This is a genomic window from Enterobacter sp. AN-K1 (assembly GCF_020971765.1).
Taxonomy (GTDB): Bacteria; Pseudomonadota; Gammaproteobacteria; order Enterobacterales; family Enterobacteriaceae; genus Enterobacter; species Enterobacter hormaechei_C.
Genome location: NZ_CP087390.1, coordinates 1,424,333 through 1,436,719, shown reverse-complemented (window position 1 = coordinate 1,436,719; position 12,387 = coordinate 1,424,333). Strand labels below are relative to the sequence as shown.

12 protein-coding genes are annotated in these 12,387 nt (G+C 55.5%); 5 read left to right on the top strand and 7 right to left on the bottom strand.

Going from position 1 to position 12,387, the window contains the following annotated elements; translation table 11 throughout:
* Positions 1-53: 53 nt before the first annotated feature.
* From gshB to metK, 6 genes are all read right to left on the bottom strand, one after another.
* Complete coding sequence (gshB, locus tag LOC22_RS06895) at positions 54-1,001, bottom strand: glutathione synthase (RefSeq protein ID WP_015571835.1); 948 nt, start codon at positions 999-1,001, stop codon at positions 54-56.
* Between the two features lie 31 nt (positions 1,002-1,032).
* Entirely contained in the window at positions 1,033-1,764 is a 732-nt protein-coding gene (gene rsmE / locus LOC22_RS06890) for a 16S rRNA (uracil(1498)-N(3))-methyltransferase (protein WP_230239449.1), read from the bottom strand.
* A gap of 51 nt (positions 1,765-1,815) precedes the next feature.
* Positions 1,816-2,523, bottom strand: a complete 708-nt coding sequence (gene endA, locus LOC22_RS06885; RefSeq protein ID WP_003860034.1) for a deoxyribonuclease I — start codon at positions 2,521-2,523, stop codon at positions 1,816-1,818.
* Positions 2,524-2,617: 94 nt separating this feature from the next.
* Positions 2,618-3,115, bottom strand: a complete 498-nt coding sequence (locus LOC22_RS06880) for a SprT family zinc-dependent metalloprotease (RefSeq protein ID WP_015571833.1) — start codon at positions 3,113-3,115, stop codon at positions 2,618-2,620.
* A 58-nt stretch (positions 3,116-3,173) separates the two neighbouring features.
* The gene (gene galP, locus LOC22_RS06875) at positions 3,174-4,571 is read right to left on the bottom strand and encodes a galactose/proton symporter (RefSeq protein ID WP_015571832.1); all 1,398 of its coding nucleotides are present in this window, start codon (positions 4,569-4,571) and stop codon (positions 3,174-3,176) included.
* Between the two features lie 416 nt (positions 4,572-4,987).
* Entirely contained in the window at positions 4,988-6,142 is a 1,155-nt protein-coding gene (gene metK / locus LOC22_RS06870; RefSeq protein WP_003860037.1) for a methionine adenosyltransferase, read from the bottom strand.
* 660 nt (positions 6,143-6,802) lie between these two features.
* Between metK and yqgB the strand changes: the two genes are divergently transcribed.
* The 3 genes from yqgB to speB all read left to right on the top strand — a co-directional run bounded on the left by yqgB (position 6,803) and on the right by speB (position 10,126).
* On the top strand, positions 6,803-6,934 hold the full coding sequence (gene yqgB / locus LOC22_RS06865) for an acid stress response protein YqgB (RefSeq protein WP_057979949.1): 132 nt from the start codon (positions 6,803-6,805) through the stop codon (positions 6,932-6,934).
* A gap of 8 nt (positions 6,935-6,942) precedes the next feature.
* The gene (speA, locus tag LOC22_RS06860) at positions 6,943-8,919 is read left to right on the top strand and encodes a biosynthetic arginine decarboxylase (RefSeq protein WP_017382922.1); all 1,977 of its coding nucleotides are present in this window, start codon (positions 6,943-6,945) and stop codon (positions 8,917-8,919) included.
* Positions 8,920-9,205: 286 nt separating this feature from the next.
* The gene (gene speB / locus LOC22_RS06855) at positions 9,206-10,126 is read left to right on the top strand and encodes an agmatinase (protein WP_003860040.1); all 921 of its coding nucleotides are present in this window, start codon (positions 9,206-9,208) and stop codon (positions 10,124-10,126) included.
* Positions 10,127-10,129: 3 nt separating this feature from the next.
* Here speB and LOC22_RS06850 read toward each other — a convergent pair whose 3' ends face one another.
* Positions 10,130-11,341: an MFS transporter gene (locus LOC22_RS06850; protein ID WP_230239544.1), complete on the bottom strand. Its 1,212-nt coding sequence runs from the start codon at positions 11,339-11,341 to the stop codon at positions 10,130-10,132.
* 415 nt (positions 11,342-11,756) lie between these two features.
* Between LOC22_RS06850 and LOC22_RS06845 the strand changes: the two genes are divergently transcribed.
* Both LOC22_RS06845 and LOC22_RS06840 read left to right on the top strand, forming a co-directional pair.
* Positions 11,757-12,080: a Rieske (2Fe-2S) protein gene (locus tag LOC22_RS06845; RefSeq protein WP_230239448.1), complete on the top strand. Its 324-nt coding sequence runs from the start codon at positions 11,757-11,759 to the stop codon at positions 12,078-12,080.
* Positions 12,077-12,385 carry a recombinase-like helix-turn-helix domain-containing protein gene (locus LOC22_RS06840; protein WP_003860045.1) on the top strand — a complete coding sequence of 103 codons (309 nt, stop codon included), beginning with the start codon at positions 12,077-12,079 and terminating at the stop codon, positions 12,383-12,385. The genes LOC22_RS06845 and LOC22_RS06840 overlap by 4 nt, the downstream gene beginning before the upstream one ends.
* Positions 12,386-12,387: the final 2 nt, after the last annotated feature.

Below are 12,387 nucleotides of genomic sequence, written 5' to 3'. Positions count from 1 at the left end.
GTTTAAAAAGCGACAGCGCCCAGTATGGGGATAAACACAGGCGCTGTCACAGGTTATTTCTGTAAACGTTTTTCGATAGCGTCCATCAGCATTCCGGTGATCGAGATCGGGAATTCCGCTTCGATTTCACGAATGCAGGTCGGGCTGGTGACGTTCACTTCGGTCAGACGATCGCCGATGATATCGAGGCCGACGAAGATCAGGCCTTTGGCTTTCAGCGTAGGGCCGACGCGGCGGGCAATTTCCCAGTCGCTTTCGCTTAACGGACGCGGTTCGCCACGGCCGCCGGCCGCCAGGTTGCCACGGGTTTCCCCTCCCTGCGGGATACGCGCCAGGCAGTAAGGCACCGGCTCGCCGTCTACGACCAGCACACGCTTGTCGCCGTCTTTAATGGCTGGCAGATAGTTCTGCGCCATGCAGTAGCGGGTTCCCAGCTCGGTCAGCGTTTCGGCAATCACGCCAATGTTCGGATCGCCCTCTTTCACGCGGAAGATCGACGCGCCACCCATGCCGTCCAGCGGCTTCATGATGATGTCGCCGTGCTTCTGCCAGAATTCTTTCAGCTGCGTTTTGCTGCGGGTGACGAGCGTTTCCGGCGTCAGGTCAGAGAACCATGCGGTATAGAGCTTCTCGTTGCAGTCGCGCAGGCTCTGCGGCTTGTTGACGATCAGCGTTCCTTTCTCTTCGGCACGCTCAAGGATATAGGTGGCGTAAATGTATTCGGTGTCGAACGGCGGATCTTTACGCATCAGGATCACGTTAAGGTCGGCCAGGGCAATATCCTGCTCGGTACCGAATTCGTACCATTTTTCGTAGTTCTGCTCGACGTTAACGATGCGGGTGCGTGCGCGGGCTTCACCGTTGATCAGGTAAAGATCGTTCATCTCCATATAGTGGAGTTCATAGCCGCGACGCTGCGCTTCCAGCAACATAGCGAAGCTGGAGTCTTTCTTGATGTTAATGTTTGCGATGGGGTCCATCACGATGCCGAGCTTAATCATCTTCTTCTCCGGTTATGGGTCAGGCTTTGCTTCAACCCAGATCGCCAAATCGCACCTGTAGCGCGGTAATGGCGGTGAGTGCCGTTGTCTCAGTGCGCAGAACGCGAGGTCCCAACAGAATATCAGTAAACTGGTAACGCGCCGTCATGGCAATTTCGTCAGCCGACAGGCCGCCTTCCGGGCCAATCAGCAGGCGTACACGCTCAACGGGCAGCGGCAGCGTATTGATGCTGGCGCTGGCGCGCGGATGAAGATTGAGCTTAAGCCCGCTTTCCTCTTCTGCACACCAGTCCTCCAGATCCATCGCCGGGCGGATCTCAGGGATACGGTTGCGGCCGCTCTGTTCGCAGGCCGCAATGGCAATTTTTTGCCACTGCTGGATCTTTTTGTTCAGACGTTCCGCATCCAGTTTAACGCCGCAGCGCTCAGAAAAAAGTGGCGTAATGAGGCTTACACCCAGTTCAATGGATTTCTGAATGGTGAACTCCATCTTTTCCCCACGCGACATCACCTGGCCCAGGTGAATGTGCAGCGGGGATTCCCGGTCGTCCACGTCGCCACGCAGCACCTTCACGTGCACGCTTTTTTTATCGGCGCGCGTAATTTCAGCGTCGAAAACCTGATCAGAGCCGTCAAAGAGCTGAATCGCCTGGCCTGCCCCCATGCGCAGCACGCGACCTACATGGTTTGCGGCATCATCAGACAGGGCGATTTCGCCGCCTGGGGTAATCAGTTCAGGGTGATAGATGCGAGGGATGCGCATAGTCAGAAATTCCATGTGTCATGCGATATAAGCGAATTGCCGTAGTGTAGGTTAGCTCTTTTGCGCCTGGCAAGCCCGCTGGACGTAAGGGTTATGATTCCCCTGGACTTTGGCGATACGTTCGTCGCGCTGGCATTCCCAGTCCGTCACCGGGTAGAGCTTGTCCCAGGCATTGAAGAGCTGCGTCTGCTGGCGGGAAAGATTGAGATCGTAGCGGTCGCGCATATAGAAATAAGTGCGGGCGATGCTGCCGCGTGCGCGGGCAGGTGGTTCGGCGACTTTCTCTTTGAAATCGACCTTCATGGCGCACTGACCGTACTGGCCTTCGCCACCGTTCCACTGGCTGTACATGAAGTTTCCGCGGTCGCCATTAACCTCACCCACGGCGGGTTGCAGGTTGTGCATATCGCTTTCCATCTGGCGGTAGACCGGATCTTTTGCGCAATTTTTACGTCCACCGTCCTGCCAGCACTGGCGCTGGTGGCCAAACTGCCAGGCCGGAACAACGTGTTCCCATTCGATTCGGCTGGCGCGATTCTCGTTCTTGCGCACCTTATAGCCGCAGGATCCAAGATCCACGACCCCTTTCTTACCCTGCCAGTTAATTTTACAGCCGCAGTAGAAATCACCCGGTACGTCGGCGTTAATCTTTACGCCCGCGGTTTTTGCCTGAGAGAAACTGTGAATACCGTCGGCCAGAGCATGGCCGGAGAGCGCTGTCGCCAGAAAAGCGACCGCGAGAGAAACATTACGGGACATCTTACACTCCGTGTCAAAACGAGCCCGCAACGTAACGAATGTTGTTCCCGTATGCAATCAGTCAGATCAGGAAAGTTCCTGAAAGTTCGAGTGATTATTCCGCAACCAGCGGTTCGCCGCATTTAACGCAGCGATAGGTCGCTTCGCCGCGCACCACGCGGTTATGGCGGCGGACGGTAAGCTGGTGCTGCTGACACTGGCAGCGGTAGGGGAAGGTATTGCGGCGTACCGATTCCAGCTCGAACTGATGGGTGCGGCGGGCCGGAACCCCGAGCACCGCCTCCATCATCCATTTCCACTCTTTGCCGTGCGGCGCGACGCGGCCAAAGTGTTTCCACACCAGCAGGTGCGCCAGTTCGTGCGGGACGACTTCGTCGATAAACGCCTGCTGGTTTTCCATCATCAGCACCGGATTCAGGCGGATCTCATACGATTCCAGCCAGGCGGTGCCTGCCGCGGTGCCACGCTGCTGATAGACCAGCTTCGGTTCAGGATAATTGCGGCCGAGCTTCAGGTTGGCCTGGGCGAGTTTTTCCCGCAGGCTGCGCATGACGGCTTGCTGAATGGCGATGGGGAGACGGGGAGCTTTCATAGGGGCAGAGCATAAAGCGGGAAGCGGGGAGGCGCAAGAGGCGCCTCCCGCAGGAGGATCAGTCGTGTGCGCCGATTTCGCGCAGAGGACGACCTTTCATCAGGTTACGTTCAATGTGTTCCAGTGAAACATGTTTGGTTTCAGGAACCAGCCAGATAGTGAGAACGATAAAGAACAGGTTCAGACCGGCGTAGACCCAGAAGGTATTGGCGTTACCCAGGGTATTGAGCATGGTCAGGAACGTTGCGCCGACGATCATGTTGGCAATCCAGTTGGTTGCGGTAGAACAGGTGATACCAAAATCACGCCCTTTCAGCGGCTGGATCTCAGAGCACAGCACCCAAATCAGCGGACCGGCGCTCATCGCAAACCCAATGATAAACATCAGCAGCATCGCCACGGCGAAGTACTGTGCCGTTGGGGAATGAATGCCCATGTGCATCATGGTACCCAGCACGCCCATCCCGACGGCCATCACCAGGAAGCCCAGCGTCAGGGTTGGCTTACGTCCCCAGCGGTCCACCAGACCGATAGCGATAAAGGTCGCCAGCACGTTGGTCAGGCCGACGATCACGGTGCCCCACATCTGTTCGGTGGTGTTGGTGTAGCCCGCCAGTTCGAAGATTTTCGGCGCGTAATACATGATGACGTTCATCCCGGTGAACTGTTGCATGATCTGTAACAGCACACCGAGGAACACCGCGCGGCGGAAGTTGCTGTTCTCTTTGAACAGCGCCCAGCCGGACTGTTTGACCTTCAGGCTTTCGCGGATCTCTTCCAGCTCGTTTTTGGCTTCGGCGCTGGTATCACGCAGGCGTAAGAGCACGCGTTCGGCATCATGGAAGCGGCGTTTGGCGGCGAACCAGCGCGGACTGTCCGGCAGGAAGAAGACGCCAATCAGCAGCAGGATGGCTGGAATGATGATTACGCCCAGCATCCAGCGCCATGCGCCGCTGTAGCTGAATGCGGTATCCGAGAGATAAGCCCCCAGAATACCGATGGTGATCATCAGCTGATACATGGAAATCATGCTGCCGCGGATTTTTTCCGGAGCGATTTCAGACAGGTACAGCGGGGCAGTATAAGACGCCACGCCCACTGCCAGACCGAGCAGCACGCGGGAGATGATCAGCACTTCAACGTTAGGTGCAGCGGCAGAGAACAGTGAGCCGGCAACGAACAGGATCGCGCCGATCATCAGGCTCTTTTTACGCCCGAGCTTAAAGGAGAGCCAGCCGCTGCCGACCGCGCCGACGGCGGCACCGAACATCATGGAGCTAACCACCCATTCCTGAGTGTGTGCGCTAATCTGGAACTCATCGGTGATGAAAGGTAATGCACCGGCAATTACGCCAATATCCAGGCCAAAGAGTAATCCTGCCAGAGCGGCGAGGAAGCAGACGAAGAACGTCATTGCCTTATTGGACGTACGCCCCTGTTTATTATTGTCAGGCATTATGCCCTCCAGTTGGGTTATCAGTTTTTACGATATTAAGAGTAGGTGAGCGGCTCATAAAAATATGTGAGTCAAATCACAACGGTGTAATCGGTTACACTGGCTTGTAACCGTAAAAATAATTAAAGCTTTGAAAATATAGAGGTAAATTAATTGATGTGCATCGCGTTTGCACAAATTTCAGACTTAACTGAAAGGGAATGTAACAGCAGAAGAAATGCGATCATGCAAAGAGAATATTCTGAAAGCGGGGTATAGAGAGTGAGGTGTAAACGGTTCCAAACATTGCCGGGTGGCGGCTGCGCCTTACCCGGCCTACAAAAACTCACTACCCGTAGGTCGGGTAAGGCATAGCCGCCACCCGACATAAAAAAGGCCAGCACAAAGGCTGGCCTGTTTAAGCTACTGGCAGTCGATTATTTCAGACCGGCAGCATCACGCAGCAGGGCGGCTTTGTCGGTTTTTTCCCATGGGAAATGTTCGCGGCCAAAGTGACCGTACGCTGCGGTTTCCTGGTAGATTGGGTGCAGCAGATCCAGCATCTGAATCAGACCGTATGGACGCAGGTCGAAGAACTCACGCACCAGCAGGGTCAGCTGTTCAGAAGGCACTTTTTCAGTCCCGAAGGTTTCCACCATGATGGAGGTTGGCTCAGCCACGCCGATGGCGTAGGAAACCTGGATCTCACAGCGGTCAGCCAGACCGGCAGCAACGATGTTTTTCGCCACATAACGTGCAGCGTACGCCGCAGAACGGTCAACTTTAGACGGATCTTTACCGGAGAATGCGCCGCCGCCGTGACGTGCCATGCCGCCGTAGGTATCTACGATGATTTTACGACCGGTCAGACCGCAGTCACCCATTGGGCCGCCGATAACAAAGCGTCCGGTTGGGTTGATGAAGAATTTGGTCGCAGAGCTCAGCCATTCAGTTGGCAGAACCGGCTTGATGATCTCTTCCATCACCGCTTCTTGCAGGGATTTCTGGTCAATCTCTTCAGCATGCTGCGTGGAAAGAACCACTGCATCGATACCGACGATTTTCCCGTCGTCATACTGGAAGGTCACCTGGCTTTTCGCATCCGGACGCAGCCACGGCAGGGTGCCGTTTTTACGCACTTCAGCCTGACGCTGCACCAGACGATGGGCGTAGGTTACCGGCGCTGGCATCAGCACGTCGGTTTCGTTGGTTGCGTAGCCGAACATCAGGCCCTGGTCACCCGCGCCCTGTTCCAGCGGATCGGCACGGTCAACGCCCTGGTTGATATCCGGAGACTGTTTGCCAATCGCGCTCAGTACGGCGCAGGAGTTGGCATCAAAGCCCATATCAGAATGTACATAGCCAATCTCACGCACCGTGTTACGGGTGATCTCTTCGATATCAACCCATGCGCTGGTGGTGATCTCACCGCCAACCAGAACCATGCCGGTTTTGACATAGGTTTCACACGCTACGCGCGCCTTTGGATCCTGCGCGAGGATCGCATCCAGCACCGCATCGGAGATTTGGTCAGCAATTTTATCAGGATGTCCTTCTGATACGGACTCGGACGTAAACAGGTGTTTTGCCATGTTTTATTTCACCTAAGAGGAATTTGGTTAGCTCAAGCTGCTGTGTGGAATAGCCATAGGAGATAATTCTACCAAGGCCTACAGGATTTTGACACTGGCAGTCTGAGTGTTAATCGGTATGGATGGATTAACATCTGGACGTCTATTTTAGGTCACTTCTTCACCCGATTTCCAGTTTTTTTTGACTCACCTCTCACTGTGTTGAAAACGCTGCTGGAAATTTTTCCTGACGACGCTGGCAACCTGCGCATTTTTGTTTTGCTTTTTAGCGACCTTCTCGGTATAAAACGCGGCGCGCGGCTCATATAAAATAAGCGCTCGATGAACACATCGTGTCGCCACTTCCAGCCGGGTTAAGCAGTGAACTTTTAGCTTTGGCTTGTGGTCCGTTTCAGCAGAGGCGGCCGTGGAGGTGATACCAGATAATGAACCATCGTTTTCCGCTCATTCAGCGCAGTCGTTCTGGCGCGCATTTGATTCCCACCCGCACTTCTGGTCTAAACACCTGCCGATGTTATACCCATCTCGGTGCTTCTCAGGATTCCAGAGCCGGTCACGCTTTGTGAAAACTGAACAAGGGCGCTCTTGTTAATACAGGAGTTTTCTCGTGGTTTCGCCGAACCTTGTCATACAGAGTTCGGATACGTGTTTTACAATGATATGAATAAGAAACCGGTCGCACGGTCTGGATTTCAGCATACTCTGCTGGGAAATGGAGCCGTTAATGGGTTGTTATCGCCGTATAACGCTGCGATAGTAGTCAACTGTTTTACACTTAATACAAAGAGTTGAGGTTCGCTATGTCTGACGACATGTCTTCGCTTTCGCCTTCGTCAGCAGGCGAACAGGGTGTACTACGTTCTATGCAGGAGGTTGCGATGAGCTCCCAGGAAGCCAGCAAGATGCTGCGCACTTACAATATTGCCTGGTGGGGCAATAACTACTACGACGTTAACGAGCTGGGCCACATCAGTGTCTGCCCGGATCCGGACGTCCCGGAAGCGCGCGTGGATCTCGCTAAACTGGTGAAAACCCGTGAAGCGCAGGGTCAGCGCTTGCCTGCACTGTTCTGCTTCCCGCAGATCCTGCAACATCGCCTGCGTTCTATTAATGCCGCGTTCAAACGCGCGCGGGAATCGTATGGTTATAACGGCGACTATTTCCTCGTTTACCCGATCAAGGTCAATCAGCACCGTCGCGTGATTGAGTCCCTGATCCACTCCGGCGAGCCGCTGGGCCTGGAAGCAGGCTCTAAAGCGGAGCTGATGGCGGTTCTGGCGCACGCGGGCATGACCCGGTCGGTGATCGTCTGTAACGGCTATAAAGACCGCGAATACATTCGTCTGGCGCTGATTGGCGAGAAGATGGGCCACAAGGTCTATCTGGTGATCGAGAAGATGACCGAAATCGCGATCGTGCTGGAAGAGGCCGAGCGTCTGAACGTGATCCCACGCCTTGGCGTGCGTGCGCGACTGGCGTCGCAGGGTTCCGGTAAATGGCAGTCTTCCGGCGGTGAAAAATCCAAGTTCGGCCTCGCGGCGAACCAGGTGCTTCAGCTGGTGGAAATTCTGCGCGAGCGCGGTCGTCTGGACAGCATTCAGCTGCTGCACTTCCACCTCGGCTCGCAGATGGCCAATATTCGCGACATCGCCACTGGGGTGCGTGAATCCGCGCGTTTCTACGTTGAGCTGCATAAGCTCGGCGTGAATATTCAGTGCTTTGACGTGGGCGGCGGCCTGGGCGTGGACTACGAAGGGACCCGCTCGCAGTCTGACTGCTCGGTAAACTATGGCCTGAACGAATATGCCAACAACATCATCTGGGCGATTGGCGATGCCTGCGAAGAGCACGGCCTGCCGCACCCGACGGTGATCACCGAATCCGGCCGCGCGGTCACCGCGCACCATACGGTGCTGGTCTCTAACATCATTGGCGTTGAGCGTAGCGAAATCACCGAAGCCACGCCTCCGGCAGACGATGCCCCACGTTCCCTGCAAAGCATGTGGGAAACCTGGCAGGAGATGCACGAGCCGGGCACGCGTCGTTCCCTGCGCGAATGGCTGCACGACAGCCAGATGGACCTGCACGATATTCACGTCGGCTACTCGTCAGGCACCTTCAGCCTGCAAGAGCGCGCGTGGGCGGAGCAGCTCTATCTGAATATGTGCCACGAAGTGCAGAAACAGCTCGATCCGAGCAACCGCGCGCACCGTCCAATTATCGACGAGTTGCAGGAGCGTATGGCGGACAAAATGTACGTCAACTTCTCCCTGTTCCAGTCGATGCCGGATGCCTGGGGTATCGACCAGCTGTTCCCGGTTCTGCCGCTGGAAGGGCTGAACCACGCCCCGGAACGCCGCGCCGTGCTGCTGGACATCACCTGTGACTCCGATGGCGCAATTGACCACTACGTCGATGGCGACGGTATCGCAACGACGATGCCAATGCCGGAGTACGATCCGGAGAACCCGCCAATGCTGGGCTTCTTTATGGTGGGTGCGTATCAGGAGATCCTCGGCAACATGCACAACCTGTTTGGTGATACCGAAGCGGTTGACGTGTTTGTCTTCCCTGACGGCAGCGTGGAGGTTGAGCTGTCCGACGAAGGGGACACCGTGGCGGACATGCTCGAATACGTTCAGCTGGATCCGAAAAAACTGCTCACCCAGTTCCGCGATCAGGTGAAAAACACCGGTCTGGACGATGCCTTGCAGCAGCAGTTCCTGGAAGAGTTTGAAGCGGGTCTGTACGGGTATACGTATCTGGAAGACGAGTAAGAAAACCTCCCTCTCCCTGTGGGAGAGGGGCGGGGTGAGGGCATCAGGCCGCTGTGCCGCCGATGCCCGGTGGCGCTGCGCTTACCGGGCCTACGAATGTAGGCCGGAGAAGGCGAAGCCGCCATCCGGCAGAATGCTATACTCACTTGAACCCATATGGATTAACGGCGATAATTCGCCCCAATATGCGATTTACGAATCAATCCCTTCCTCGTCGGGTTTAACGACGCGGAGGGGATTTTTTTTCATCTGTTTTTAATGTATCGACTTTATAAGAGGTCAGGACATGAGCACTTTAGGTCATCAGTACGATAACTCTCTGGTATCTAACGCGTTTGGTTTTTTACGCCTTCCGATGAACTTCCAGCCGTACGACAGCGATGCGGACTGGGTGATCACCGGCGTACCGTTCGACATGGCAACGTCCGGTCGCGCGGGGGGACGTCATGGCCCGGCGGCGATCCGTCAGGTTTCCACCAACCTGGCCTGGGAGCACAACCGCTTCCCGTGGAACTTCGACATGCGCGAGCGCCTGAACGTGGTGGACTGCGGCGATCTGGTATACGCCTTCGGCGACGCGCGCGAGATGAGCGAAAAATTGCAGGCGCACGCTGAGAAGCTGCTGGCGGCCGGTAAACGCATGCTCTCCTTTGGCGGTGACCACTTCGTGACCCTGCCGCTGCTGCGCGCCCACGCGAAGCACTTCGGTAAAATGGCGCTGGTGCACTTCGATGCGCACACCGACACCTACGCGAACGGTTGCGAGTTCGACCACGGCACCATGTTCTACACCGCGCCGAAGGAAGGCCTGATCGATCCAAACCACTCCGTGCAGATCGGCATCCGCACCGAGTTCGACAAAGACAACGGCTTCACCGTACTCGACGCGGGCCAGGTGAACGATCGCGGCGTGGACGATATTCTGTCTCAGGTTAAGCAGATCGTCGGCGACATGCCTGTCTATCTGACCTTCGACATTGACTGCCTTGATCCGGCATTCGCACCGGGGACCGGTACGCCGGTGATCGGCGGCCTGACGTCAGATCGCGCCATCAAGCTGGTGCGCGGCCTGAAGGATCTGAACATCGTCGGGATGGACGTGGTGGAAGTGGCTCCGGCCTATGACCAGTCCGAGATCACCGCGCTGGCCGCGGCGACACTGGCGCTGGAAATGCTCTACATCCAGGCGGCGAAAAAAGGCGAATAAACCTTACGCGCTGATTGCTGCTGCGCGCCGCATGCGCAGCAGCAACATTCCCCCGGCAAGCAGGGTGACAACCTGCGAGACGACCAGCACCGAAAAGCCTGAACTGACCGACCCCACCGATCTCATCACCATCCCCATCAGCAGCGGAATAAACGCCGCGCAGATATTGCCGATCCCATTGATTATGCCGTAAGCGCTGCCCACCGCTTCCCGCGCGGCGTGATGCTGGATCACCGCCGGAATAGCCGCTCCCTGTAGCCCCCAGAAGACGTTAGCCGAAAGCATAAACAGCGCCAGCCAGGCAGGCTGATGGCTGAGCATCAGCGCGACCACGGACAGCGCCGTCATCGCCCCGCCCACCACAAACAGCACCGGTGCCTGTTCAGGACGCATTTTGTCGAGCAGCACGCCACCCAGAAACTTTGACCCCAGGCTGAGCAGGAAGGGGATCGCCGCAAGCCAGCCTGTGGCATGCAGCGAGAAGTGGTGCTCGTCACGCAGCCATGCGGGCAGCCACGCGCTGCTGCCCCACAGATAGCTCAGCGTGGCGATTTCAACCAGCAGGATCCAGCCCAGCAGCGGCGTCTGCCAGGCCAGCGTGAAGGTGTGAACAAACCCCGGTTTTTTCATCTTCACCGGGCTGTGTGGCGCGGGCAGAAAACGCCAGATGAGCCCGCCGCCCAACACCAGATTCATCACCGCCAGGGCGTAAAACGACCCGGCCCAGCCCAGATGCGACATCAGCCAGGTCACCAGCGGAAAGCCCACGGCCAGCCCGAGCGAGACGCCCAGCGCGGTCACGGCGTTGGGTTTGCCGATCTCTTGCGCGCTAAAGTTATCGCTGATAAAGCGCGTTTTCAGCGAAAATAGCGGACCCTCCGCGATCCCCAGAATCACGCGGGCGATGAGCATTCCCGTCAGCGAGCCAAGCAAAGGCGAAACCGCGCAAACCGCGGCCCAAATCGCAATGCTGCTTAATAATCCCTGCCGATAATGAAGTTTGCTTTCAATAACCGGTGTTAATAATAAAGCGGAAAAACCATAACCCAGTAGAAAGCAGGTCATGAGCAGGCCCTGTAACATTCTGTTTTCATTTAACTGAAAATGTTCGGCAAATTCCGGGTTTAAAATCATTACCGAGATATTTACCCGATCGACGTAGGAAATAATAATGAGTAATAAAAGCGCAATCGTGCCTTGCCATCTTGCCGTCATCATGTCCGCCTTACGTTTTTTGTAACTTATATTTTTCATCAATGTGATTGTCACGGAGCTAAAATGGTTCACCTGTGAAACTCTTTGTTTATTAAAGATAAATTAAAAATTCGTTTCACAGGTGAAACGCGAAAGAGGTGACGTTCATTTATTTTTAGAGAGTAAAAAGAAAAGAAGTCAATATATTTTATTGAAAATAAGAGACCATTAAAAAAACCTATTTCTCACGCTGCAATAATGAAAATTTCATATCGCTGCATTTTTTCGTGATCCCTTGCACACTTAGTTAATTAATTGCCGATCGATTAACAAATTCGTCACATTGTCGCTTGACGAAACATTCATCGCTTTTATATTGACCGTATTAAATAAGAAACAGAGTTTCATATATGAAACAAAAGCCTGGAGGATCGTGATGAGCTGGATAGGCGTATGTGACGCAGAGCAAGTACAGGAAGATTTCCCTTTTAGCGGCAACGTCGACGGTAAAGAGATCGGCGTTTACCTGATCGACGGTAAATATTACGCGCTGGAGGACGTATGCCCGCACGCCTATGCCCTGCTGAGTCAGGGCTTCGTGGAAGACGGCAAGGTGGAATGCCCGCTGCACGAGGCGGTGTTCGACGTCAAAACCGGCCAGTGTCTGCACGGCCCCGGAGGACGCAACCTCAACCGATACCCGGTTCGGGTCTTTGAAAACCAGATTCAGATTACCTTCGTTGAGGAGACCGTGGCATGAGCGACACGCTGAACTACAACCCGGCGCTGCCGGAAAGCCGCCAGTTTACCCCGCCGGCAGAGGGCGGTAATGGCGCCATTCACAAGCCGGGCGAGTACCAGAACCTGATCTGGCAGACCCGCAGCCGCGAGCCGGAAAGCTGGGAAGTGAAGCTGATTGCGACGCTGGAAGATCTCTTCGAGCAGGGCGTTGAAACCCTGCCGGAGCTGGTAAGCGGGCTGAACGCGGTGCGTATGCACGACCAGCAGGGCGAGCCGTGGAGCGACGCCAGCTTCCAGGCATTCTTACAGGTTAACGGCTACTGAGG